This is a genomic window from Variovorax paradoxus, from assembly GCF_030815855.1.
Lineage (GTDB): Bacteria > Pseudomonadota > Gammaproteobacteria > Burkholderiales > Burkholderiaceae_C > Variovorax > Variovorax paradoxus_M.
Genome location: NZ_JAUSXG010000001.1, coordinates 3215151 through 3239466, shown reverse-complemented (window position 1 = coordinate 3239466; position 24316 = coordinate 3215151). Strand labels below are relative to the sequence as shown.

Annotated in this window: 27 protein-coding genes; 12 read left to right on the top strand and 15 right to left on the bottom strand. The window is 66.8% G+C overall.

Annotation, left to right across the window (positions count from 1 at the left end; genetic code table 11):
- Window positions 1-107: 107 nt before the first annotated feature.
- Window positions 108-497 carry a LysR substrate-binding domain-containing protein gene (locus tag QFZ42_RS15285; RefSeq protein ID WP_307701770.1) on the bottom strand — a complete coding sequence of 130 codons (390 nt, stop codon included), beginning with the start codon at window positions 495-497 and terminating at the stop codon, window positions 108-110.
- Between QFZ42_RS15285 and QFZ42_RS15280 the strand changes: the two genes are divergently transcribed.
- Window positions 465-1619: a hypothetical protein gene (locus QFZ42_RS15280; RefSeq protein ID WP_307701769.1), complete on the top strand. Its 1155-nt coding sequence runs from the start codon at window positions 465-467 to the stop codon at window positions 1617-1619. The genes QFZ42_RS15285 and QFZ42_RS15280 overlap by 33 nt on opposite strands.
- 62 nt (window positions 1620-1681) lie before the next feature.
- On the opposite strand, the gene QFZ42_RS15275 is transcribed toward QFZ42_RS15280, so the two are convergent.
- From QFZ42_RS15275 to QFZ42_RS15245, 7 genes are all read right to left on the bottom strand, one after another.
- Window positions 1682-3199: a tripartite tricarboxylate transporter permease gene (locus tag QFZ42_RS15275; RefSeq protein ID WP_307704249.1), complete on the bottom strand. Its 1518-nt coding sequence runs from the start codon at window positions 3197-3199 to the stop codon at window positions 1682-1684.
- 10 nt (window positions 3200-3209) lie between these two features.
- A complete protein-coding gene (locus tag QFZ42_RS15270; protein ID WP_373423343.1) occupies window positions 3210-3632 on the bottom strand; it encodes a tripartite tricarboxylate transporter TctB family protein in 423 nt (140 codons plus the stop codon).
- Between the two features lie 211 nt (window positions 3633-3843).
- The gene (locus QFZ42_RS15265; RefSeq protein WP_307701767.1) at window positions 3844-4593 is read right to left on the bottom strand and encodes a TerC family protein; all 750 of its coding nucleotides are present in this window, start codon (window positions 4591-4593) and stop codon (window positions 3844-3846) included.
- A gap of 122 nt (window positions 4594-4715) precedes the next feature.
- Window positions 4716-5147, bottom strand: coding sequence for an SgcJ/EcaC family oxidoreductase (locus QFZ42_RS15260; protein ID WP_373423394.1), 432 nt, complete (start codon window positions 5145-5147; stop codon window positions 4716-4718).
- A 216-nt stretch (window positions 5148-5363) separates the two neighbouring features.
- Window positions 5364-6047: a response regulator transcription factor gene (locus tag QFZ42_RS15255; protein ID WP_307701765.1), complete on the bottom strand. Its 684-nt coding sequence runs from the start codon at window positions 6045-6047 to the stop codon at window positions 5364-5366.
- Window positions 6044-7669 (bottom strand): sensor histidine kinase, encoded by a 1626-nt coding sequence (locus QFZ42_RS15250; protein ID WP_307701764.1) that lies wholly within the window; start codon window positions 7667-7669, stop codon window positions 6044-6046. The genes QFZ42_RS15255 and QFZ42_RS15250 overlap by 4 nt, the downstream gene beginning before the upstream one ends.
- Window positions 7670-7762: 93 nt before the next feature.
- Window positions 7763-8350, bottom strand: a complete 588-nt coding sequence (locus QFZ42_RS15245; RefSeq protein ID WP_307701763.1) for an NADPH-dependent FMN reductase — start codon at window positions 8348-8350, stop codon at window positions 7763-7765.
- A 34-nt stretch (window positions 8351-8384) separates the two neighbouring features.
- Between QFZ42_RS15245 and QFZ42_RS15240 the strand changes: the two genes are divergently transcribed.
- The 6 genes from QFZ42_RS15240 to QFZ42_RS15215 all read left to right on the top strand — a co-directional run bounded on the left by QFZ42_RS15240 (window position 8385) and on the right by QFZ42_RS15215 (window position 13525).
- Window positions 8385-9110: a GntR family transcriptional regulator gene (locus QFZ42_RS15240; RefSeq protein WP_307701762.1), complete on the top strand. Its 726-nt coding sequence runs from the start codon at window positions 8385-8387 to the stop codon at window positions 9108-9110.
- Between the two features lie 313 nt (window positions 9111-9423).
- Window positions 9424-10284, top strand: coding sequence for a fumarylacetoacetate hydrolase family protein (locus tag QFZ42_RS15235; protein ID WP_307701761.1), 861 nt, complete (start codon window positions 9424-9426; stop codon window positions 10282-10284).
- Window positions 10285-10388: 104 nt separating this feature from the next.
- Window positions 10389-11327 (top strand): tripartite tricarboxylate transporter substrate binding protein, encoded by a 939-nt coding sequence (locus tag QFZ42_RS15230; protein WP_373423393.1) that lies wholly within the window; start codon window positions 10389-10391, stop codon window positions 11325-11327.
- A gap of 28 nt (window positions 11328-11355) precedes the next feature.
- Complete coding sequence (locus QFZ42_RS15225) at window positions 11356-11934, top strand: amino acid synthesis family protein (RefSeq protein ID WP_307701759.1); 579 nt, start codon at window positions 11356-11358, stop codon at window positions 11932-11934.
- A 2-nt stretch (window positions 11935-11936) separates the two neighbouring features.
- Complete coding sequence (locus tag QFZ42_RS15220) at window positions 11937-12941, top strand: zinc-dependent alcohol dehydrogenase family protein (RefSeq protein WP_307701758.1); 1005 nt, start codon at window positions 11937-11939, stop codon at window positions 12939-12941.
- Between the two features lie 23 nt (window positions 12942-12964).
- A complete protein-coding gene (locus QFZ42_RS15215; protein WP_307701757.1) occupies window positions 12965-13525 on the top strand; it encodes a VOC family protein in 561 nt (186 codons plus the stop codon).
- A 7-nt stretch (window positions 13526-13532) separates the two neighbouring features.
- On the opposite strand, the gene QFZ42_RS15210 is transcribed toward QFZ42_RS15215, so the two are convergent.
- From QFZ42_RS15210 to QFZ42_RS15200, 3 genes are read right to left on the bottom strand one after another with little or no spacing between them, the layout of a single operon-like run.
- On the bottom strand, window positions 13533-13955 hold the full coding sequence (locus QFZ42_RS15210) for a secondary thiamine-phosphate synthase enzyme YjbQ (protein ID WP_307701756.1): 423 nt from the start codon (window positions 13953-13955) through the stop codon (window positions 13533-13535).
- Window positions 13956-13996: 41 nt separating this feature from the next.
- Window positions 13997-14416 carry a DUF6766 family protein gene (locus tag QFZ42_RS15205; RefSeq protein WP_307701755.1) on the bottom strand — a complete coding sequence of 140 codons (420 nt, stop codon included), beginning with the start codon at window positions 14414-14416 and terminating at the stop codon, window positions 13997-13999.
- Complete coding sequence (locus tag QFZ42_RS15200) at window positions 14413-14856, bottom strand: low affinity iron permease family protein (protein WP_307701754.1); 444 nt, start codon at window positions 14854-14856, stop codon at window positions 14413-14415. Before QFZ42_RS15200 ends, QFZ42_RS15205 begins: the two co-directional genes overlap by 4 nt.
- Window positions 14857-15086: 230 nt before the next feature.
- Here QFZ42_RS15200 and QFZ42_RS15195 point away from each other — a divergent pair, with 230 nt between their 5' ends.
- From QFZ42_RS15195 to QFZ42_RS15185, 3 genes are all read left to right on the top strand, one after another.
- The gene (locus QFZ42_RS15195; protein ID WP_307701753.1) at window positions 15087-15578 is read left to right on the top strand and encodes a DUF2231 domain-containing protein; all 492 of its coding nucleotides are present in this window, start codon (window positions 15087-15089) and stop codon (window positions 15576-15578) included.
- A gap of 201 nt (window positions 15579-15779) precedes the next feature.
- Entirely contained in the window at window positions 15780-16556 is a 777-nt protein-coding gene (locus QFZ42_RS15190; RefSeq protein ID WP_307701752.1) for an enoyl-CoA hydratase/isomerase family protein, read from the top strand.
- A 107-nt stretch (window positions 16557-16663) separates the two neighbouring features.
- Entirely contained in the window at window positions 16664-17899 is a 1236-nt protein-coding gene (locus tag QFZ42_RS15185; protein WP_307701751.1) for an acyl-CoA dehydrogenase family protein, read from the top strand.
- Window positions 17900-17921: 22 nt separating this feature from the next.
- Here the strand turns inward: QFZ42_RS15185 and QFZ42_RS15180 are convergent, their stop codons facing one another.
- Window positions 17922-18890 (bottom strand): Bug family tripartite tricarboxylate transporter substrate binding protein, encoded by a 969-nt coding sequence (locus QFZ42_RS15180; protein WP_307701750.1) that lies wholly within the window; start codon window positions 18888-18890, stop codon window positions 17922-17924.
- 199 nt (window positions 18891-19089) lie between these two features.
- Between QFZ42_RS15180 and QFZ42_RS15175 the strand changes: the two genes are divergently transcribed.
- Window positions 19090-20319, top strand: coding sequence for a CaiB/BaiF CoA transferase family protein (locus tag QFZ42_RS15175; RefSeq protein WP_307701749.1), 1230 nt, complete (start codon window positions 19090-19092; stop codon window positions 20317-20319).
- Window positions 20319-20939 carry a glutathione S-transferase family protein gene (locus tag QFZ42_RS15170; RefSeq protein ID WP_307701748.1) on the top strand — a complete coding sequence of 207 codons (621 nt, stop codon included), beginning with the start codon at window positions 20319-20321 and terminating at the stop codon, window positions 20937-20939. Before QFZ42_RS15175 ends, QFZ42_RS15170 begins: the two co-directional genes overlap by 1 nt.
- Before the next feature lie 13 nt (window positions 20940-20952).
- Here QFZ42_RS15170 and QFZ42_RS15165 read toward each other — a convergent pair whose 3' ends face one another.
- From QFZ42_RS15165 to QFZ42_RS15155, 3 genes are all read right to left on the bottom strand, one after another.
- Window positions 20953-22344 (bottom strand): amidohydrolase family protein, encoded by a 1392-nt coding sequence (locus tag QFZ42_RS15165; protein WP_307701747.1) that lies wholly within the window; start codon window positions 22342-22344, stop codon window positions 20953-20955.
- A gap of 14 nt (window positions 22345-22358) precedes the next feature.
- Complete coding sequence (locus QFZ42_RS15160; RefSeq protein WP_307701746.1) at window positions 22359-23243, bottom strand: alpha/beta fold hydrolase; 885 nt, start codon at window positions 23241-23243, stop codon at window positions 22359-22361.
- Window positions 23244-23326: 83 nt separating this feature from the next.
- Window positions 23327-24301, bottom strand: a complete 975-nt coding sequence (locus QFZ42_RS15155; protein WP_307701745.1) for a LysR family transcriptional regulator — start codon at window positions 24299-24301, stop codon at window positions 23327-23329.
- Window positions 24302-24316: the final 15 nt, after the last annotated feature.

The window sequence follows — 24316 nt, the reverse complement described above, 5'->3', positions numbered from 1 at the left end:
CGCGCGAGTCCAGCGCTGCAATTTCAATGCAATCTTGTCACGGCCAGCGTGTTGCATGCAGTGCCGCCTCACCTGGATCCGGCAACCTCTGCGATCAGCGACCTCAATCACTGCTGCGCGGGATGGGCATCGTTGCGCCGATGCCAGATCAGGTTGAAGGCAATGCTCGGCAAGGGCACCGGGGGCGGGAACATCACCAGCTTTCGCCGTGCAGGCGAGGCCAGCGCCACCTGCCTGGGAACGGTGGCGGCCAGATCGGTTTCCGCCACGATGGCCGGCGTTGCGAACATCTGCGGCAGGGTCAGGCGCAGCGTGCGGCGCTTGCCCGCCTGCGCCAGCAACTGATCCACCAGGCCGTGCCGGTCGCCTTCCGGCGACACCAGCACGTGCTCGAACGCCCCGAGTGCCGAGTGCGGCTGAACGGCCGACTGTATTCCAGCGCAATGTCTGGTAGAAAAGTGCCCATGACCGTCTCGCTCGCGGCTTCCCTCGCCCACCTCCTGCTCGGTTCGGAACTCGGGCCTTCAGGCAGCGCGGCTCGCAACCGCTGCTCGTTCGAGGGCATCTCTTGGGAGCCCAGGCAGGAGGGCGTGCTCGAGGTCGGAATCCGCGAGTTCGAAGCGACGGCGCTTCGGCTGGCATCGGGAGCGCTTGTGCTGGAGATCGGCCGCGTCGCCGTGCACCAACTGGCGGGGCAGGTGCGCACGGAGGCCGGCATCCCGCGTCTGTCTGCCGCCCAGGCGGTCGAGGCCGAGCTCTCGGGAGTGACGCTGCAGGGCCCCTTGGTCATGCCGCCGCACCTGCTGGCGATGTGGGAGGCCTTGCGGGAAGCGGGCAGGGCGGCGTCCTCTGCCGGCGCCGCTCCGGCGCTCCCCATAGCAGCCAACGCATGGTGCCTTGGCCCGCTCGGCGAGGCCGAGGGCACGATTCGCGGGCAGATCACCGACGCGCACTTGCTGTTCGACGCCGAGGTCACGGTGCCCATACGGCAGGGGCAGGTCGACTTCAACGACGCGACCGTCGAGCATGTGGGGCCGGACTCGCGCATGGGCGTGAGCCGGCTGGGCCTTTATGTCGATGCGCCGAATGGCCGCAGCTACCTGTACCAGTTCGCCTCGGCGCCGCTCGCAGGTGTGGAGTTCGAGCGCCGCGGGGCCTTGCTGAGCCCATGGGTCTCCGAGCGCGGCAAGCTGCACCTGCAGGATTTTGCCGAGGCGATGCTGCGCCAAGGCGTCGATGGCGGAAGCCAGGGATTGACGCAGCAGGCGCGCCTGCTGCTGGGCCGCACCGCGCTGTCGGGCAAGGTGCAACTCGGCGACGGACGCATGGCCGTGCCGGGAATGCAAGCGCACATGGAGGGAAGCGGTCAAGGTGCCAATGCGGTCGGACTGCGCTCCGAGGCGCTGGACGACGGTTTGACCGTCGAGATGGCTTCACTGTCGGTCCGCGATGCAGCGGCGACGTGGAGGGACCTGCGGCTGAGCTGCGACACGATCACGGCGCGGCTCAAGCTCCAGATTCTTATCGATGAAGGCGCGCGCATGCGCTTCGTCCTCCACATCGAGGACTGCAAGATCGCAGGGCCTCGGCTCGGTCTTCATCGCCCCGAAAGCGCGTGAAACCGGTCACGAGCGGCCTGTCGTTCAAGAGGCCGCTCGTGTGAATGCACTCCGGCTTACTTTTATGGCTCCAGCGCCGCGAGAGGAGGTTCGACGACGCTTTTCTTTCGCGCCTGCAGGATGAACGAAGCCAGCTGCCAGACGATGAAGATGGCAATCAGGGCCATCAGCGTGCCGCTGATCGGGCGCGTGGCGAAGGGGCTGAAGCTGCCGCGGCTCAGCAGCATTGCGCGGCGGAAGTTTTCTTCGAGCATCGGACCGAGGATGAACCCGAGCATGAGCGGCGCCGCATCCAGTTCCAGCCGCATGAACATGTAGCCCATGAACCCGAAGGCGGCCGTGATGAAGACGTCTTCCAGATTGTTGTTCACGCTGTACGTGCCGATGCAGCAGAAGAACAGGATCGACGGGAACAGCACGCTGTACGGAATCTTGAAGACCGAGAGCCAGTAGCGCACCAGCGGCACGTTCAAGACCAGCAGAAAGACGTTGCCGATCCACATGCTGGCGACCAGGCCCCAGAACAACTCGGGGTGGCTGGCGATCATGTTCGGGCCCGGCTGAATGCCCTTGATGATGAAGGCGGCCAGCATCAGCGCCATCACGGCGTTCTCCGGAATCCCGATGCTCATCAGCGGAATGAAGCTCGTGCGCGCGGCCGCTTCATCGGCAGCGGCCTGCCCGGCCACGCCTTCGATGCAGCCGGTGCCGATCTCATGCTTGTACTTGCTGACCTTCTTGTCGAGCGCATACGCCGCAAACTGCGCAATAGTCGGGCCGCCGCCGGGAAGGATCCCCAGCAGCGAGCCGACCACGCTGCCGCGCAAGGCACTGGGGATGATCCGCTTGAACTCCGCCCAGGTGGGAATCAGGTTGATCTTGCCGTTGAACGGCGAGCGCTCTTCCCGGGAGTCGAGGTTCTTGGTGATCTCGGCAATGCCGAAGCAGCCCAGCGCGATGCTCACGATGCCGACGCCATCCGTCAGGAAAGGCAAGTCGAGCGTGAACCGCGCCATGCCGCTGTTCACGTCGGTGCCGATCGTTCCCAGCAGCACGCCGATCATGCACATCGCCAGGCCGTTCAGCAGGTTGCCGGTGGTGACAAAGCTCACGCACACGAACCCCACGAGCATCATCGCAACGTAGTCCGCGGGGCCGAACAGGAAGGCCACCTCGCCCAGCATAGGTGCGAAAAACGACAGCACCAGGATGGCGACCGTGCCGCCGATGAAGCTGGAAAAACCGGCCGTGAACAGCGCCAGCCCCGTCTGCCCCTTCAGCGTCATCTGGTAGCCGTCGATGCAGGCCACGATGCTGCTGGCATGCGGGATCTTCATCGTGATGGCGCTCACGCTGTCGCCGTATTGCGCACCGTAGTAGATGCCGGCCAGCATGATGAGCGCGCCGGTCGTGGGAATGGAATAGGTCAGCGGCAGCAGCAGGCTGATGGTGGCCAGCGGACCCAGGCCGGGCAGCAGGCCGACCAGCGTGCCCACGGTGCAGCCGATGGCGCAGAACATCAGGTTCTGCCATGTCAGGGCGTGTGAAAAGCCAAACGCCAGGTTGTGGAGGACTTCCATCATCGGCCTTTCAGAAGAGCGGCAGGTTCAGGCCGAGAAGTTTCTGAAGCGCGAATGCCATCGCGATCAGGCCGGCCGAGACTTTGACGTTGCGCACCCACGAGTACGAACTGCCCGCGAATGCCGAACAGAACACCATGAAGACAATGCCCACGACCATGTCCAGGTACATCGAGATCAGCGCGAACCCGCAGAGGCTTCCGAGAATGAGCGCGATATTCCTGAAGTTGAGTTGCAACGGCACCTGCTCGACGAAGAACGACCGGAGGACCGTCGCAATGCCGATCAGCAGCAGCATGCCGCTCACCAGGGCAGGGAACAGCCCCGCCCCCGCGCGGCTCAGATCTCCGATGGGGTAGCGCAGCGCCGTCAGTCCGAAGGCCAAGGCGATGGCCATGAGGAACAGACCTCTGACAAGGTTTCTATTTTTCATACGCTCAGGATGTGATGTGAATTGAATCCACCCGAGCCGGAGCATCGGCGCGGGTTTGTCTCCGTCCGGATGAAACTCCGGACGGTCACATGCTCTTTTTCCGAACTGATCGGAATCTGACGAGCGCCTGAGGGGAACTACTTACGCCTGCATGCCCGAGCGGGCTGCAGGCCTGCACCGAACTGGCCAGCGGCAACCGGCGCGGGCCGCCTCAATCCCCGGGGATATGGGGTGGGTGCAGTTCCACCCGCTTGGCCGACTTCTTGCGCATTCTGATGTTGAGCATCTCCACGGCCACGGAGAAAGCCATCGCAAAGTAGACGTAGCCCTTCGGCACGTGATGGCCGAAGCCCTCCGCGACAAGGACCACGCCCACCACCACGAGAAAGGCCAGCGCCAGCATCTTGATGGTCGGATGGTTCGAGACGAAGCGGCCGATCGGGCCGGCGAACAGCATCATCAGGAACACCGAGACAATCACGGCGGCGATCATGACGCGCACGTCGTCCACCATGCCGACGGCGGTGATGATCGAGTCCAGCGAGAACACGAGATCGATGACCATGATCTGCAGGATCACCGACGCGAAGGTGGCCTTGACGGCGCTGGGCTTCTCTTCGTGGCCGCCTTCCAGCGACTGGTGAACCTCGCTCGTGCTCTTCCAGATCAGGAACAGGCCGCCCAGGATCAGGATCAGGTCGCGGCCCGAGATCCCCTGGCTGAAGATCGAGAAAAGCGGCGCCACCAGGCCGACGATCCAGGCGAGCACCAGCAACAGCCCGATGCGCATGAACATGGCCATGAACAGCCCGACCCGGCGTGCGAACTCACGCTTGGCGGCGGGGAGCTTGTCGACCAGGATCGAGATGAAGATGATGTTGTCGATACCCAGAACGAGCTCGAGCGCGGTCAAGGTAGCGAAGGCGATCCAGACCTGCGGATCGGTCAAGAGTTCGAGCATGGAAGTCCTTTCAGCGCGGCGGTGCCGGGGAAGGTGGGCCGGAAATATCCGCAGAGGATGCCACGAGAAGACGGGTGCCGCCGCGCTTGTGCAGCCGCGGGGGCACCGATGGCGGGGCTTTTTTACCTCGCCGCGACGACTTCGGGCATTGCCGACGAGTGGTGGTGGGCAATCAGCCATTGGCCGTTCACCCATTCGTAGACATAGGTGTACCTGGCATGGACGGTCTTGCCGTCCTTGAACTTGAAGGTGTAGGTGCCGACGTCCTGCGCCACGTTGCAGCCGACCTTGATGATGCGGTGATCGATCTTGCCCTGCGGCGATCCCTTCAGAAACTTGACGAAGTAGTCGCGAATCTCCGCCGGGTTGGTGCGCGGCGTGTTCGACACGGTCGGCAGCAGCACACCGTCCACGGCGTAGTTGGCCACCACCTTGTCGGCATCCAGCGTGCGCAGCGAGTCGTTCCAGCGGTCGAACAGCGCCGCAATCTGCGGCTCGGTGGCCGGCACGCAAATCCCTGCGGCCGGCGCCTGCGCGAAGGCCGAGGTCGACATGGCGAGCACCGCCGCCGTGGTTGCCGAGAGAGAAAGCGTACGAAGCACGTTCATGGAGTTTTCCTTTTTTTCCAATGGAGGGTCGAATCACCGGCATCTCCGGTGCCGCATCGTTGTTGCGATGCAGGACTTCATTGTTCGGTTTCTCCCTGAACGCCACCGGGGGTCCGCGATGAATCGGGTGTGACGCGCAGATGAACATCGGATGAACCGGCATCAGGCCGCCGCGGCATCGAGCCGATAGCCGAGCCCGCGCACCGTCTTCAGCAAGGCCACGGGATGGCCTTCGTCGATCTTGCCGCGCAAGCGCCGCATGTAGACGTCGACGATGTTGGTCAGCGGGTCCTCGTTCGTGCCCCAGACGTTGGAAAGAATCCGCTCGCGGCTGTAGACGCGGCCGGGTGCCGCCATCAACAGCTCGAGGAACGCAAGCTCCTTGGCCGTCAGCGGCACGAGCTTGCCGGCGCGGGTCACCTCCATGCGTTCGCGGTCGAGCACCAGGTCGGCCACCTGCAGCGTGGTGGCCCTTGGCCGTTGCTCCCGGCCGCGGCGCAGCAAGGCCTCGATGCGCGCCAGCAGCTCCTCGAAGGCGAAAGGCTTGGTGAGGTAGTCGTCGGCGCCCAGGCGCAGGCCGCTGACCTTGTCCTCCGTGTTGCTCAATGCGGTGAGCATCAGCACCGGCACGTGGTGGCCTTCGGCGCGCAGCGTCTGGCACAGCTCCAGCCCGCTCAGGCCCGGAAGCATCAGGTCCAGCAGCAACAGCGACAGCTCGCTGCTGCGCGCGAGTTCGAGGCCTTCGGGCCCCGTGCGCGCAAGTTGCACGCGGTAGCCCTCGGCGCCCAGGCCGCGCAGCAGAAAGTCGGCGACGCGCGCGTCGTCTTCGACAACCAGGATGTTCATGTTTGATGTGTCAGGTTGGGAAAGTGGCACGGCAGCTCGATGCGCACCTTTGTGCCCTGTTGGGGAGCGCTCTCGATCTCGATGCGGCCGTGGTGGGCCTGCACGATGGCCTGCGCGATCGACAACCCGATACCGGTTCCATCGGCGCGGTGCAGGCGCGCCCGGCGGCCACGCACGAAGCGTTCGAACACCTTCGGAAGTTCATCCGCATCGATGCCGATTCCCTCGTCGGCCACGACCACCTGCACGCGGCTGTCGAGCAACCGCCAGCTCACACGCACCGTTCCTTCGTTGCGCGAGTAGCGCACCGCGTTGTCGAGCACGATCACGAGGGCCTGCCGCAGGCGGTCGGCATCGGCCTGCAGCATGACCGCGGGCCGCTCCGCTTCGGGGGCTTCGAGTTGAACGCAAACGTTGTGCCGCGCACCCAGCGTCGAGGCCGTTTCGGTGGCGTCGCCCAGCAGTTCCGCAAGATCGACCGCGCCGAAGCGCATTGCGAGTTGATCCGCCTCGGCCCTGGCGACCAAGAGAAGGTCGTCGATCACGCCGGTGAGCTGCTTCACACCGCCGACGATGCGCGTCAATGTCTGGTGGTACTCGGCGATCGGCTTCTCGGCGCCGCGCAGCGCGATCTCCGCCTCGCCGCGGATCGCGGTGGCCGGGGTGCGAAGCTCGTGGCTCAGGTCGGCAAGAAGCTGGCGCCGCCGCTGGTCGATCTGTTGCAGCGTCTGGTGCGCGGCGCTCAGTTCGCTGGTGCGCTCCAGCACCGCATCCTCGAGCCGGCGGCGCGCGGCGTCGGCCTCGAGCCGATGCCGCTGCAGCTCGGCCGCCATCGCGTTGAAGTGCTCGGCAACGCGTCCGAACTCGTCGCGCGAAGGCAGTGCGATGCGGTGGTCGAGTGCGCCGGCCTGCAATGCCTGCGTGCCTTCGAGCAGGCGGTCCAGCGGCCGCTGCAGCCGCCGGTTCAAATACAGCGCCAGCACGATCGCGGCGGCCAGCGTGAGCGCTGCAAGCCGGACCGCCTGCTGCCGCAGCTGGTCCAGCCCCCGTTCGGTCGCGGCGCGAGCCACGGGCATCACATTGCGCTGCCGTTCGATGGCGCCGTTGATCAACTCGCGCAGATCGCGGCCGCGCGCCACGTCGAAGACTTCGTTCAGCTCCTTCCAGACGCTGGCGAACTCCGCACCGCGCTCCAACGGCGCCAGCCTCAGCAAGCGCGTGCGAACGGCGGCGATGTTGTCGTTGAGCAGTTCGCTCACGGAGACGAGCTGGTCGACTTCCGGCGGTATCGGCACGCCGTCGCGCGCGGCGATACCGTTCCAGAGGAAGAGGTCGCGGCGGGCGAGCTGCCTGAGCGTCTCCGCGCTGTTCTGCATGCGCGCCAGCTGGCTGTCGCGCACCTCGGGCGACGCATCCGCATCCATCAGCTGCTGGGACGCCCAGACGCGCAGCCTTTGCTTGCTGGCCGAGAGATCCAGCAGTTCCGACAGGATGTCGCTTGCCAGGCGGCTGTGCTGGGCGTAGTCGTTGACCCGGTTCGAACCCCAGTAGACGAAACCGGCCTGGGCGCAGACCAGCGCGACAAGAACGGCGAATGCGATGGACAGGCGGAGGCGGAACATGAAGCGACTTTAGCGCCGCCTCGGATGCTCCCGCATGAACAACAGATGAACGCAAGAGGCAGCGGCAGTTCCCGGAATCGAGCCGCTGCCGCCTCAGGCCTGCCGCTGGCGCGCGCCGGCCAGCAACGCGATTTCGTCCAACAGCTCGCCGAGCGCCACGCGGATGAAGTCGAGCGTCGGCGCGTCGACCAGCCGGCCGTCCTGGATGCGCGAGGCCACGTTCGCGATGGCGACATGCTGGCGCACCAGCGGGCGCGCCAGCGTGGCAGCCAGCGCATCGCGAATCTGCGCCTGCGCGCGCACGCCGCCCGCGGTGCCGGGCGACGCGGTCATGATGAGCGCCGGCTTGCCCTTGAGCGGCGATGCAAAGCTCGGCCTCGATGCCCAGTCGATTGCATTCTTCAGCACGCCCGGCATGCCGTAGTTGTATTCGGGAGAGCACAGCACCAAGCCGTCCGCCGCGGCGATGGCGCTCTTGAGCCGCACCACCGGCTCGGGCGGCGAGCCGCCGTCGAGGTCGGCGTTGTAGGGCGGAATGTCGTCCAGCGGGACGATCTGCAGTGTCGCGTGCGGCGGCAGCAGGGGTTGCAGGCTGCGGAGCACGGCGGTGCAATTCGACGCGCGGCGAATGCTGCCGGAGATGGCGACGAGCTGCAGGGTGGGTGGGTGATCGGCCTTCAATGCTATCGACTCCTGTTTCATGAGGCGCGAGTTTATGCATAAAATTGAAACCATGTACAAAAATGACGTGCCTGCCGCGCGGGCGCTTCCGCTGGTCGACCAGGCCTTCCTTCGGTTGCGCCAGGACGTGCTGTCGGGCACCTACGGGGCAGGGGCCAAGCTCAAGCTGGACGAGCTTCAAACCGCCTACGGCTTTTCCAGCAGCCCGTTGCGCGAAGCGCTCAGCCGGCTCGCGCAGGAGGGGCTGATCCGCGCCGACGAGCGCCGGGGCTTCAGGGTTGCGGACATCTCGGCGGAGGACCTGGCGGACATCAGCCGGATGCGCCTCATGCTCGACATCCCCGCGCTGCGGGAATCGATTGCGAACGGCGACGACGCGTGGGAAGCCCTCGTGGTCGGCGCCTTCCACCGCCTGGAGAAAGTCGAAGGCCGGCTCAGCGACGGACCGGTCGTGCTCGACGACAACTGGACCCAGGTCCATACGGCGTTCCATGCCGCGCTGATTGCGGCCTGCCCGTCGGAGCGCATGCGCTCGTGGAGCGCGAGCCTGTTCGACCAGGCGGAGCGCTACCGCCGCTATTCGGCCCGCTTTCGCAAGACGGCCCGGCGCAAATCGGCCGAGCACCGCAAGATCATGGATGCCACCTTGCGGCGCGATGCGAAGACGGCCTGCGCGCTGCTGGAAGAACACATTCTCAGCACCCAACGCAATGTCACGGCGGTGCTCGGCACGCTGGCCGGCCGCGCTGGCCGAAGCTAAAGCCTAGCCGAACTGAAACCGCCGCGTACAGGCGTCTGTACGCAAGACGAGAGATGCGCACGCCCGCTCGCGGCGTTCGATGGACCGGTGCTGCGCACCGGGCTCCACTCACCAAGCGATCCCACCCTTGACTCTGCGCCCCTCGCGCAGCCGCAGGCGTGGGCGCTCGCGTTCATGGCCGTCTTCATGCTCGGTAAAAACCACTATGCATGACATCAGTTTTATGCACAAAAATATGTTCATGCATTAATCTGTGCATCGAGCGGGTCGAGGTCGATCCGGTGTGCAACGTCCCATCCGAAAGAAGCAACGCATGAAATTGATGTCCTACTCACTCGCCGGCCGCGAAACCTGGGGCGCCGTCGTCGACGGCGGCGTGGTCGAACTGGCCGCACGCACCGGCCACGCCACCTTGGCCGACTTCATCGCCAGCGCCGACTTCGCGCGGCGCGACGCATTGGTCGCGGGCCTCGCCGCCGATGTGCCGCTCTCCGACGTCCGCTACCTGCCTGTGATTCCGAAGTCCGAGAAGATCGTCTGCGCCGTGCGCAACTACATGGACCATCACCAGGAGGTGCTGGCCGCGGGCATGCACCGCGAACTCTCCGAGGAGCCGCCGATCTTCCTGCGCGTGTGGCGCTCGCAGACGCCGCACGAAGGCCCCATCGTCCGCCCGCGCGTGTCCGAGTCGCTCGACTGGGAGGGCGAACTGGCCGTGATCATCGGCAAGGCCGGCCGCGACATCCAGGAGGCCGATGCATGGGCGCACGTGGCCGGCTACAGCTGCTACAACGACGGCAGCGTGCGCGAGTGGCAGTTCCATGCCAAGCAGATCGCCTCGGGAAAGAACTTCGAATCCACCGGCGGCTTCGGCCCGTGGATGGTCACGGCCGACGAGATCGCACCGGGCCGCGAACTCAAGCTCGAGACGCGCCTCAACGGCGAAGTGGTGCAGTCCAGCCACACGGGCCACATGATCTTCCCGATCCCGCGCCTCATCGCCTATGCGTCGACCATCTTCACGCTCGTGCCCGGCGACCTGATCATCACCGGCACGCCGGCCGGCGTGGGCTGGAGCAAGAAGCCGCCGCGGTTCATGAAGCCGGGCGACGTGGTCGAAGTCGAGATCGAAGCCGTGGGCCTGCTGCGCAACCACGTGGTTGCACAGGACTGAAATAAAGAAAGCCTCTTCGACCGAGCATCGTGCGAGACGTCCCGCGAAGGACGCCGCCTCAGGAGACAAACTTGAAACGAAGAACACTTCTCTCCGCCTGCGCGATGACGGCGGCCGCGTGGCCCGCGTTTCGGGCCTTTGCGCAAGGCTACCCGGAGCGCGCGGTGAAGCTCTACCAAGGCTTCGCGCCGGGCGGCAATGCCGACGCGATTGCCCGCGCCATCGGCGCCGAGATGGGCAAGGCGCTCGGCCAGCCGCTGGTGGTCGAAGCGCAGGCCGGCGCGGGAGGAACCATTGCCGCCGCCACCGTGGCGCGCGCCAAGCCCGACGGCTATACGCTGCTGCTGGCCACCGGCGGGCATGCGGTGGCGGGTGCGCTGTACAACACGCTGCCGTACAAGACGGTGGGCGACTTCGAGGCGGTTTCGACCATCACCTACTTTCCGTTCCTGATCGTGGTCAACGCCAGTTCGAAGGTGCAGGGGCTGGCCGAAATCATCGCGTCAGCCAAGACCGCGCCGGGCACTGTTGCCTACGGCACCGCGGGCATCGGGTCGACGCACCATCTGGCCGGTGAACTGCTCGCGAAGATGGCGGGCGTCTCGCTGATGCACGTCCCCTACCGGGGCGATGCCGCCGCCGTCACCGCGCTGCTCGGGGGCGAGGTGCCCTTCATCATTGCGCCGCCGACGGCCGTGATGTCGAACATCCAGGCCGGCAAGCTGCGCGCCATTGCGACGACCGGCCCTCAGCACTGGCCGGGCCTGCCCAAAGTGCCTGCGGTTGCGGAGCAGGGCGTGGCGGGCTACGACGTGAGGTCCTGGGCCGGCATCCTGGCGCCGGCGGGTACGCCGCGCGCCATCGTCGAGCGGCTCAATGCCGAGACGCTGCGCGCGCTGCAATCGCCGGCCGTGCGCCAGCGGCTGGAAGACATGGGCGGCGAAGCGCGCGGCAGCACGCCCGAAGAAATGAAGACGATGGTCACCCGGGAACTCGAGAGGTGGACCCAGGTGGTCGCCGATGCCAAGATTCCCAGGCAATGAATGAATGAATGAACGAAAGAACCGAGCCATGTCACTGATCGCGCTGCGCAAACGAAGCCTGACCATCGAAACCGTCTTCCACGAGGGCGGCCCGCCGTCCGGGAAGCCGCTGCGCATTGCCGCCGCGTGTGCGGTCATCCGCAATCCCTACGCCGGCCGCCACGAGCCCGACCTGATGCCGTTCATGGCGGAACTGCGGAGCCTCGGCACCTCGCTGGCGGAAGAACTCGCCGCCGCGCTGGGCAAGGACACGGTCGAGGCCTACGGCAAGGCGGCCATCGTCGGTGTCAACGGCGAGCTCGAGCATGGCGCCGTCTGGCACGAGGCGGGCGGTTGGGCCATGCGGCAGGTGCTCGGCGAACCCAAGGCCATCGTGCCTGCGGCCAAGGCGGTGGCCGCAACCGGCTACCGGCTGATGGTGCCGCTGCACTACATCCATGCCGCCTACGTGCGCAGCCACTTCAACACCGTCGAAGTCGGCATCCAGGACGCGCCGCGGCCCGACGAGATCCTGTTCGCGCTGGCGATGGCGGACGGCGGGCGCATCCACTCGCGCCTCGGCGGCCTGACCAAGGACAAGGTCTCGATGAACGACGGGCAGCGCTGAGCATGGCGATGCACACCATGCGCGCCGTGCAACTGTCGGAGACGGGCGGGCCCGAAGTCCTTGGGCTGGTCGATCTGCCGCTGCCCGAGCCCGGGCCGGGCCAGGTCCGCGTCAAGGCGGCGGCCATCGGCGCCGGCGGACCCGACGTGCTCATCCGCAACGGCACCTACAAATGGATGCCGCCGCTGCCTGCCATTCCCGGCAACGAAATGGCGGGAACGGTCGATGCGGTCGGTCCCGGTGTCGCGCGGCTGCCGGTGGGCGAGCGCGTGCTCGTGAGCGCGCGCGAGCTGCCGCAGCGCGGCGGCTGCTACGCCGAATACATCTGCGTGAGCGAAGCGGCGCCTTTCGTGCTGCCGGCGTCCATCGGCTTCGAGGACGCCGTGAGCCTGGGCAACTTCCAGCTTGCCATCGCCTTGCTCGCGAGCAACGGCCATCTGCCGGCGCAGACCGTCCTCGTACCCGGAGCCGCCGGGGGCGTTGCAACCGCGCTGGCGCAGGTCGCCCGCGCGCGCGGCCTGCGCGTGATCGGCACGGCTTCTTCGGAAGAGAAGCGCGCCTTCGCACGCGAGAACGGCGTGAGCGAGGTGATCGGCAGCGACGCCGCGGCGCTGCCCGAACGCGTGATGGCGCTGACCGATGGACGCGGTGCGGACCTGGCGTTCGACCACGTCGGCGGGCCGCTCTTCATCGCCTGCCTGCGGTCGCTCGCGCCCTTCGGCATGGCGGTCTCCTACAACATCCTCGCCGGCCCGCCATCGAGCGATGTGTTCGACGAACTGCGCAAGCTGCTGGGCAAGAGCCTGGCGATCCGCACCTTCTCCATCCACACCGTCGACAACGACGTGGCGCAGCGCCGCGGGCTGATGGAGGAGGCGATCGCGCTGATGGCGGCGGGAAAGGTGCGCGCCCCGCGCGCCACCCGCATGCCCCTCGCCGATGCCCGGCAGGCGCATGAACTGCTCGACCGCGGCGGTTCGCTCGGCAAGCTCGTCCTGATTCCCTGAACCCCCGAACCCTGAAAGCCGCCGTGAACGCACCCTACATTCCCAACCTGTCCCACTGCGGCATCTTCTGCCGCGACCTCGTGGTGATGAAGCGCTTTTACACCGGCGTGTTCGACATGCAGGAGACCGACCGAGGCGTCGGCGGCACCTTCCGGTACGAGCTCGTGTTCCTGAGTGGTCGCGACGACCAGCATCATCAGCTGGTCCTGGCGGGCGGCCGCGGCGCCGATACGCCCAGCACCGTGATGCAGCTCTCGTTCAAGGTCGAGACCATCGATCATCTGCGCGAGGCACGCCGCCGCGCACTGTCGCTCGGCGCGACGAAGATGCGGGGCCTGAACCACGGCAACGCGCTCTCCATCTACTGCATGGACCCTGAAGACAACACGGTCGAGGTCTACCTCGATACGCCGTGGTATGTCAGCCAGCCACACGGCGATCCGCTCGAGCTCGACGAGACGGACGAAGCGATCTGGGCCCAGACCGAACGGGTGGTCCGATCGGACCCGAGCTTCATGCCGGCCGAAGAATGGGCGGCCCGCTTCGCCCAGCGCAGCGAGGCGCTGAGGGCCGCGAGCCACTGAAGCGACGCTAGGAGCCGATCAAGTGCAGGACCACTTGCCTTGAATGCGGCTTCAGCCGGTGCTCCCAGAGATAGATGCCCTGCCAGGTGCCTAGCGCCATGCGGCCCTGCGTGACCGGAATCGACAGCTGAACCGCGGTCAGCGCCGCACGGACATGCGCGGGCATGTCATCCGGTCCTTCGTCGCGGTGCCTAAAAAGAGAGTCGCCGTCGGGTACCAGCCGCGCGAAGAAGCGGTCGAGGTCCGCCTGGACATCCGGATCCGCGTTCTCCTGCACCAGCAGACTGGCCGACGTATGCCGGACGAAGAGCGTCAACAGGCCGGTCTGAAGGCCGGAGCGCTCCACCCACTGGCCAACGGCGCCGGTGATCTCGACAAGGCCCCGGCCGCGGGTGCCGAAGTCGAGCGTTGTCGTTGTCTGCTCGAGCATGAATGAAGGCTTCCCGGCTTTCCTTTTTGCACGCGGGCGACTTACGACGCGTCTTTCTCTGCCAGCTTTGTCCAGCGCCGATCGGTGTGCCGTCCCGCGTATTCCTGGTCGATTTCGTCGATCAGGACATCGGCATTCTTCGGGTCCACCGCCGCCAGGATCGCATCGATCTTGGCCTCCATCCGGTCGTCTCCCTCCTTGGATTGCGGCGAGCCGACATAGAGAAGGAAAGCCAGGCCCCCGATCTGCCACAGCAGTTGCAGGAACTCCGACTGCCAGTTCTCCAGGGTGTCCCTCGACATCTGGATCAAGTAGCCCGACATCTCCGGCGGAACGCCGAAGTTCTTTTGCTCGTCGACATAGGCGAACCAGCCAAAGACCCAATGCCCGACCAACGAAACGAGGAAGAAGCCGAGGGTGACCCACCCATAGCCGTACAGTTTCCAAATCGATTTCTTCATGTTTTGCTTTCCGCTCTGGTTGCTTCGTTGACTACGCCCTTGTGCGCGCGCCGCACGCGTTCGTTGCGCGTCTTGTCGAGCGCCGCGTGGCTCACTTTGGCTGCCCGTTCGCATTTCTCGTGCAGTTCGGCCAGTTCCTTGTCCGTCAACTTCTCGATGCCGATGAACTCGTCACCGGCGCTCGACGAACGGATCAACTCGTCGAGCTTGGTCTGAAGCGCCGCCCCGTCGCGGTTTTGCGTGTTCTGGATCAGGAACACCATCAGGAACGTGATGATGGTGGTGCCCGTGTTGATGGTCAGCTGCCAGTTTTCCGAAAAATGGAAGAACGGGCCCGAAACCGCCCACGCGATGACCAGCGCGATGCAGATCAGAAAGGCGAGTGGACTGCCGGCCGCGTGCGCCGTGGCATTGGCGAAAGATGCAAAGAACTTGTCCATGCCGCGAAGCCTGATGCATCGGGGCGCGCGAGGCGTCATCCATCGCCGATAAAAGGAAGTTGAAATTTCCCTTTGGAGGTGTGGGTGGCGAGCTATCTGCTCGCTTGACGGCGTAGTGCGCGCTGCCGTGCGAGGGTAGGACAGTGCCGACCCTGACTGGCGGCGGCGGCCCGCGCGGGGGTGCCGCCGTTGTGGCTCAGATGGCGGTCTCAGTCAACGGAGGTGATCCCATGCACGCAAGAGCCCGTTTTCTCGGCCACCCGGTGCACCAGATGCTGGTGGTGTTTCCGCTGGGACTGCTCGCCACGGCGGTGGTGTTCGACATCATTTACCTGATCAGCAGCAGCCAGGTCATGGCCGCCGTCTCTTACTGGATGATCGCGGCAGGGCTCGTGGGCGGCCTGCTTGCCGCGCCTTTCGGCACCATCGATTGGCTGGGCATTCCGGCAGGGACCCGGGCGAAGCGCATCGGCGCGATGCACGGCGCCGGCAACGTCGTCGTCCTGCTCCTGTTCGTCCTGAGCTTTCTATTGCGCGACAGGGAGGACTATGCCCCGGGCTTGGCCCAGATGATCTGGTCCTTCGCGGGCGCCGGCCTCGCGATGGTCACGGCCTGGCTGGGTGGCGAATTGGTGGACCGCCTGGGCATCGGCGTCGATGAAGACGCCGGCATGAACGCATCCAGCTCGCTGGACAAGCGGCATGTCGCGACCGGCAAGTAGCCTCCTGCCGTCGATTCCGCAGCTTGCACCGGACGATCGGTAGCCGGGCCAGGCGAGCGCCCCGCTCGTACGGGCGCCGGTATGCATCGAAGGCCATATCAGGTCTGCACGCCGCGGAGCCTCCCCGCGTGCATCCGTCGATAGACTGGCCGGACGGCCCCTCGGCACGATGCACGAGGCAGGCCCCGGAGACAAGCAACGATGAACGACCTGACCCAGCTCGACTACCAACTGCACGACCACGTCGCAACGCTCACGCTCAACAGCCCGCCGGTGAACGCACTCACGCGCGTGCTCAATGACGAGCTCACGCTCGCGCTCGATCGCATCTCGGAATTGGACGACGTGCGTGTCGTCGTATTGACGGGCGCAGGCAAGGTGTTCTGCGCCGGCGCCGACCTGAAGGGGCGCGCCTCGGTCATCAAGGGACCGGGCGATCTCCCGGCGCATTCGCGCCGCACGCGCGAGTGCTTTCATGCCATTCGCGAATGCGCCAAGCCCGTGATCTGCGCCATCAACGGCGCCGCGCTCGGTTCGGGCCTTGCCATGGCCGCGTCGAGCGACATCCTGATCGCTTCCGAAAAGGCCACGCTCGGGCTGCCCGAAGTCGACGTGGGCCTGCTCGGCGGAGGCCGCCATGCAATGCGGCTTTTCAGCCACTCGCGCCTGCGCCGCATGATGCTCACGGGCATGCGCGTCACCGGCGCCGAACTCTACCGGCTTGGAATCGTCGAAGCTTGCGTGGCCCCCGATGAACTGATGCCCGCCGCACTCGATATCGCCACGGCCATTGCATCCAAGAGCCCGGTGTCCACCCGCATGGGCAAGCACACGCTCAACGTGATCGAGGACATGAGCCTGCGCGACGGCTATCGTTACGAGCAGGACATGACGGCGCAGATCGCGAAGACCGACGACGCGAAAGAAGCCCAGCGCGCCTTCGCCGAAAAGAGGAAGCCGGTGTTCACCGGACGCTGAGCTGCGACGCGTGCTGCGCACGCCCGCGTGCCGCTCTCGCGTCACTTTCGGGACGGCTCGCAAGCATCGGTGGTGTTTGAATTCTCCAAACCCACACAAGGAACCTCATGTTTGCCGAACCCTCCGCCAAGACCCGCGCGCTGCTCGATCGACTTCAGCAGTTCTTCGACCAGCACATCTATCCCAACGAGGCGCGCTACCACCACGAGATGGATGCCTTCCGGCGCCAGGGCAACGCCTGGCAGGTGTCGCCGCTGATCGAGGAACTGAAGCCGATTGCGCGCGCGGCCGGTCTCTGGAACATGTTCCTGCCGCATGCGCACCGCGACGTCCCCGCCATCTCCAATCTCGACTATGCGCCGCTGTGCGAGGTGATGGGCCGCGTCTCCTGGTCCGGCGAGGTGTTCAACTGCTCGGCGCCCGATACGGGCAACATGGAAACCATCGAGCGCTACGGCACCGAGGCGCACAAGGACGAGTGGCTGGCGCCGCTGCTCGCCGGCGAAATCCGCTCGGGCTTTCTCATGACCGAGCCGGCCGTGGCCTCGTCGGATGCCACCAACATCCAGTGCACCATCCGCCGCGAAGGCGACGAGTACGTGATCAACGGCCGCAAGTGGTTCTCTTCCGGCGCGGGCAGCCCGCGCTGCAAGATCTTCATCGTGATGGGCAAGACCGACCCCGACGCGCCGCGCCACGCGCAGCAGTCGATGGTGCTGGTGCCGCGCGACTCCAAGGGCATCACGGTGCTGCGCCATCTCTCGGTGTTCGGCTACGACGACGCACCGCACGGCCACATGGAAGTGCTGCTGGAAGACGTGCGCGTTCCCGCGGCGAACATCCTGCTGGGTGAAGGGCGCGGTTTCGAGATTGCGCAAGGGCGGCTCGGCCCGGGGCGCATTCACCATTGCATGCGCTCCATCGGCGCCGCCGAGCGCGCGCTCGAGTTGATGTGCGACCGGTTGCGCAGCCGAGTCGCCTTCGGCCGCCCGCTGGCGGAGCAGTCGATCTGGCACGAGCGCATCGCCGAGTCGCGCTGCCTGATCGACCAGGCCCGCCTGCTGACGCTCAATGCGGCCTACAAGATGGACACCGTGGGCAACAAGGAAGCGCGTGCCGAGATCGCGATGATCAAGGTGGTCGCACCCAACATGTCGTGCAAGGTGGTCGACTGGGCGATCCAGGCGCACGGTGCCGCCGGCGTCAGCCAGGACTTCTGGCTCGCCGAAGCCTATGCGCACCAGCGCACGGTGCGCATCGTCGACGGGCCCGACGAGGTGCACCGCAACGCCATCGCCAAGCTCGAGCTGGCCAAGCGCGCGCAGCCTGCCGCCGCGCGCTGAGCGCAGGAAGCGAAGGGGGCGCTCAGTCCAGCTTGGCGCCCACGGCGCGGGCCAGGGCGCCCCAGCGTGCGGTTTCCGCAAAGATGTAGGGGCCGAACTCTTCGGGCCGGCTGCCCACCACTTCGATGCCCTGTTGCGCGAAGCTCTCCTTGAGCTCCGGCGTGCGCAATGCGGTGTTCACCTCGCGGTAGAGGCGATCGACGATCTCGGGCGGGGTGCGCGCGGGAGTCAGCATGCCGTACCAGTTGTAGACCTCGACCTTGGGCAGGCCGAGTTCGGCCGTGGTCTGCACTTCCTTGAGCACCGGAATGCGGCGGATGCCGGTCACTGCCAATGCGCGCATCTTGCCGGCCTTGATGAAGGGCAGAACCACGGGCACGTCGGCCATCATCAGGTCGACCTGTCCGCCCATCAGGTCGGTGAGCGCCGGAGCGGCGCCGCGGTATGGAATGTGGTTCATCTGGACCTTGGCCTCGCGCTTGAGCAGCTCGACCTCCAGGTGCGTGGTGGTCCCGCTGCCGGCCGAGGCGTAGTTGAGCTTGTCGGGATTCGCGCGCGCCGCATCGAGCAGGTCGGCCAGCGTCTTGAATTTCGAGTCGGCCGAGACGACCAGCACCGTCGGTACCTTGACGGCCAGTGTCACGGCCTGCAGATCCTTTTGCGGGTTGTAGGGCATCGAGGGCGCGATGTTCGGCACGATCGACAGCGCGCCGGCCGACGAGAAGAGCAGGGTGTAGCCGTCCGCGGGCGCCTTGGCCACCGCATCGGCGCCGAGCACGCCTGCGGCGCCGCCCTTGTTGTCGATGAGCAGCGGCTGCTTCAGTGCGGCGCCGACCCTGGTGCCCAGCGCGCGCGCCGTCTGGTCGACCGGCCCGCCCGCGGGAAAGGGCACGATCATGCGGATGGGCTTGGACGGCCAGGCCTGCGCCCAGCCTGCGACGGCGCTCGATGCCAATGCCACTGCGGCCGCGCATCTCAAGAATCTGTTCATGCAGTTGTCTCCGGTTATGAGCGAACTCTAGGCAGCGGGAAGCCGCACGGCAGCAACCTGCGGCGCATAGCTGCTATGCGGCAGGCCGAAGGCGCTGCACGCAGCTATGCCGCCCGGCACATCACAGGGTTGCCGCCCGGCCGGTAGCCCGGGGCGGGAGGGCTGCCCAGAATCGATCTCCATCCAAGGAGACCATTGAATGACCATTGCCAACGGCCCGCTGTCGCATGTGCGGGTGCTCGATCTCAGCCGAATCCTCGCTGCGCCATGGGCCGGCCAGATACTCGCCGATCTTGGCGCCGAGGTCATCAAGGTCGAGCGGCCCGGCGCCGGCGACGACACGCGCTCGTGGGGGCCGCCCTTCCTGAAGGATGCCCAGGGCAGGGACACGCGAGAGGCGGGGTATTACCTTGCCGTGAACCGCGGCAAGCGCTCGATCACCGTGAGCCTCGAGAAGCCCGAAGGGCAGAAGATCGTGAAGGCACTCGCCGCGCGGGCGGACATCGTGCTGGAGAACTACAAGGCCGGCACGTTGGCGCGCTACGGCCTGGACGAGGCCTCGCTGCGCAAGGTCAATCCACGCCTCGTCTATTGCTCGGTGACGGGGTTCGGCCAGACCGGGCCGCGCCGCGACCAGCCCGCCTACGATTTCCTGATCCAGGCCATGGGCGGGCTGATGAGCGTGACCGGCGAGAAGGACGGCCGGCCCGGCGGCGGCCCGCAGAAGGTCGGCGTTCCCATCGTCGACCTGATGACGGGCATGTATACCGCAGTGGCCGTGCTCGCGGCACTGGCGCGCCGCAACGAGACCGGCACGGGCGACAGCATCGACATCGCCATGCTCGACGTGCAGGTGGCCGCGTTGTCCAATCAGGCCATGAACTATCTGGTCTCGGGCAAGGTGCCGCAACGCAGCGGCAATGCCCATCCCAACATCCAGCCGCAAGACGTGTATGCCTGTGCCGACGGCGATGTGATTCTGGTGGTCGGCAACGACAGCCAGTTCGCCCGGCTGTGCGGCGTGTTCGGCCGCGCCGAATGGGCGGCCGACCAACGCTTTGCCACCAACGCGCAGCGCGTGCGCAACCTCGGCGAGCTGTCGGCCCTGCTGCGCAATGCGTTCGCCGGATGGACCCGCGCGGCGCTTGTGGCCGCGCTCGACAAGGCCGGCGTGCCATGCGGCGCCATCAACTCGTTGGCCGAGGTGTTCGAAGATCCGCAGGTCAAGGCGCGCGGAATGCTGCGCCACGTGCCGCATCCGCATGGCGTCGACGTGCCGCAGGTGGCCAGCCCGATGCGATTTGCCGAGGCCGGCTTGCAGGCCCGGAGCGCACCGCCGCTCTTGGGCCAGCACAGCGAAGACATCCTCGCCGAACTCGGCTACGACGCCGCCGCCATCGAGGCGCTGCGCAGCGCGGGAGCCATCTGATGGACGAGCCGACGATGAAGCTGCATTGGTCGCCCAAGTCGCCCTATGTGCGCAAGGTGGTGGTTTGCGCGCACGAGCTGGGCCTGCTGCCGCGCCTGGAGTTCGTGCGCTCGGTGGCCGCCATGCTGAAGCCGAACCCGGCCCTCATGGCCGACAACCCGCTTTCGAAAATACCGACGCTGGTGCTCGCCGACGGGCGCACGCTGTTCGATTCCGCCGTGATCTGCGAGTACCTGAACGATCTCGGCAACGGCGGGCTTTTTCCGGCGAGCGGCGGCGCCCGCTGGCGGGCGCTGCGCTGGCATGCACTGGGCGATGGAATGCTCGACGCACTCATTCTCTGGCGCAACGAGCGAGAGCGCGAGCAGCCGCTTCAGGTGCTGATCGACGCTTTCGACCTCAAGATGCGCGCGTCGCTCAAGCAGCTCGACGGCGAGGCCGAGGCACTGGGCAATGCGCCGTTCTCCATCGGCCACGTGGCGCTCGGCTGCGCGCTCGGGTACTTCGACTATCGCTTCGGAATGCTCGGGTGGCGTGAGCTCGCGCCCCGGCTCGCCGGCTGGTTCGAGGTCTTGCGCGAACGGCCCTCGTTCCAGTTCTCCGAACCGGTCGACGGCTGAGGGCCCCCGCGCCTCATCGGTAGAGGTGTTCGGGATTGGTCTCGAGCACTTGCCGCACCACGGCTTCGCTGCCTGCCCAGTCCTTGAACATTGCGAGCAGCCGCACGGCGTCGGGCGCCGGCGCCACACGCAGGTGCGGCCAGTCGCTTCCCCACAGCAGGCGGCCGGGATTGACTTCGACCATCTTTTGCTGGAACGGACGACCCGCCTGCCAGTCGGGCGTGTTCAGCAGGTTGCGGTAGGCGCAGAGCTTGACCCACACCTTGCCGGACGCCAGCAGCTTGAGCAGCGTGCGAAAACCCGGCGCATCGATGCCCGCATCCACACCGAAGCCTCCCATGTGGTCGATCACGACCGGCACCGGCAGCGCCATCAGCGCATCGGCGATGCTGCCCAGCGCATCGCAGTCCGTCCACAGCTCGGCATGCAGGCCCGCTTCGGCGAGCGCGGGCGCAAGTTCGCGCAAATCGTCGAACGATGCACTGCCCGCGAAATTGGCGTCGGCACCGCTGCGATGGCTGAAGCGGGCGCCTCGCACCCCCCGCTCGCGCAGGCCGCGCAGCGCCAGCGCGCCGCCCGGCCGCACCACGACCACCCCGCGCAATGCGGGCTGCCGTGCGAGCGTGTGCAGCAGCAGTGCGGGGTCGTCGCCGTAGGCGCTCGGGTGCACCAGCACGCCGTGCGCGAGGCCGAGCCTGGCAAGCAGGTCCAGGTAGTGCGCCTCGAGTGCCTCCGGCGGCGTGTAGCTGCGATCGGGCGCGAGCGCAAAGCGTTCGTAGGGGCCGAACAAGTGGGCGTGGCAGTCCCAACCCGCCGCTGCGGCTGCGGTGCTCATCGGAGCTCCGACTGCTGCGGCAGTGCAAAGGCGGGTGCCACGCCTTCGGGCAGCGGTATCTCGTGGGCGTTGAGCGTCATCGCCACCATCGTGTAGTAGCCGATCAGCGCCGTCAGTTCCACGACGGTCCGTTCGCCGAAGCGCGCGAGCGCGGCGGCGTAGGTTGCATCGGAGACCGAGTTGTGGGCGGTTGAGCTCGACTGCGTAGCGGTACACCGCTGCGTCGTCCGCGCAAAGGCCGGGCGGGTCCGCTTCGGCCAGGATGGCTTCGATGACCGGCTGCTCGATGCCCGCCTTTTCGGCTTCGAGGCGGTGCGCGTACCACTCGAAGGGCGAGCAGCAGGCGCGGCCGGTCACCAGAATGGCAAGCTCCGACAGGCGCGGCGGCAAGGTGGTGCCGTAGCGCAACAGCGCACCGAGCGCCTGCCACTTGTCGGCCAGTTCGGGGTTGTGCAGTGCGGCGCGCAGCGGTCCCTGCACCTTGCCGCGCGGGCCCGACACGATCTTGTCGTGGACCGCGCGCTGGGCGGCATTCATGGTTTCCGGCGGGGGCAGGGAGATGCGTGGCATGGGGCTTGGGAATGTCAGCGGGGAAGGGTGGAAATCCAGCCGGCGATGGCGCGCGCCACAGTCTCCGGCTGTTCGGGAATGAGCGCATGGCTGGCGCGCGGCACGACCTGCACCGTCACCTTGTCGCCCAGCACATCCTTGAGTTCGTTGCGCGTGGCGGGCGGGCGCCAGGGGTCTTCGGCGCCTTGCAGGTCGAGAATGGGCGAGTGGCTCACGGGCCACCAGGCTTCCTTGGGCGGAATGCTGCCGGCGCGCCGATAGGTCTCGCGCAGTTCCGGATGCCAGCCTTCGAGCCAGGGGGTGGGATCGTTGCCGGGCGCGAAGAAGGCTGTGCGCAGTCCCCCCAGCCGCGCATCGCGGGGCTGCGCCGGGTCGCTGGCGACGGCGAGCGCCTGCGCCATGCCGGGCGGGAAGGTGCGCGCGGCGCCGCCCGCGACGACCACGCCGCGCACGAGGCCGGGATGGTCGAGGTCCGTGACGCGCGCCACGAAGTGGCCGTAGGCGTGGCCAACCAGCACGGCACGGCCGCCGCCCAGCTGCCGGACCGTGGCCGCGACGTCGGCGGCGAGCGCGTGCAGGCTCAGGTGGCTCATCGGTCCGCTCGATGCACCCATGCCGCGCGGCTGCGGCCGCAGCACCTTGAAGCCGGCTGCGGCCAGGCGTGCCGCCAGGTCGTCGAAGTCTTCGGAGTCGCGCTGGGAAGAGGGCAGCAGCACGACCGTGGGCCCTTCGCCGTCGACGATCACGTCGATGCGTACATCGCCATCGGTCAGCAGGACGCGCCGGCGCGCCGCGGCACGCCCCGAAGCGAAAGGCGCGCAGGCGCCGAGCGGGAGTGCGCAAGCCAGTGCCATCAGTGCGGCTCGGCGCTGGCGCAATACGGAAAAGTTGAACGGCACGGCGTGTTGTCTCCTCGGGGCACGGCTTGCGCGAAGCATAGGCCGCCATGTCCGCCCGACCCATGCATGGCCGCGAAAGGCTGCTATGCAGCGGGGGCGCCCGGGCGCCACAGTCCCAGGCGCGTGCTTTCCTCCACCGCCTGCACGATCTGCGCAGCCACGGCCGAGACCGCCTTGCCCGGCCCCTTGCTGCGCGCCGTGGCCATGGAGACGATGCGTTGCAGGCCGGGCGAGACGATCCTGGACGCCTGCAGGCGCCCCTCTTTCACCTCGGCCCAGACGGCGTGCAGCGGCAGCACGGTATAGAGCCGCTCCTGCGCGACGACCGAACGCATCAGCGGCAGCGAGTCGGCTTCGAGCACCGGCGCAAGGGCGATGTGATGCTGGCGTGCAAGCGCATCGAGCGCGCTGCGCAGGCCGTTGGGCGCGCCCGGAAGAATGAACGGCAGGCCGTCGAGCGCCTTGAAGGGCAGCTCCGGCTGGGCGGTGAGACGGTCGCCCGCGGTGCCGATCAGATAGCTGTCGACTGTTGCGAGCGCCTGTTCCTGCTCGGGCAGCGTGGTGCCGTAGCGGTACAGAATCGCGATGTCCACGCGAGCGTCGGCCAGCCACTCTTCGACCTGTCCGCTCGATCCTTCGAGGATTCTGAGCTGGATGCCGGGATGGCGCGCTTGCAGGCGGCTGAACAGCTTGCCGACGATCGGGTTGGTGATGGAGGGCAGCGAGCCGATGGTGACGCGGCCGGCCGGCTCGCGCGCCTCGCCGCGGATTTCAAGCTCGAGCTGCTCGGCATCCGACAGCAGTGCCTTCACATGCGGAAAGAGGCGCTGGCCCACCTCCGACAGCTGCACGCCGCGGCCGGTGCGGTTGAACAGGCGTGCGTTGCACTCGCGTTCGAGCGCATTGAGATGGCGGCTCAGCAGCGACTGGCTGCTGTCGAGAAACAGCGCGGCCCGCGTCAGGCTGCCCAGCTCGGCAATGGCGAGGAAAGCGCGCCATTTCTGAAGATCGGACGTGAGGTCGAGCTGGATGTGGGTGGCTTTGCTGGGCGGCTGCATCGCGGCGGAAAGAAC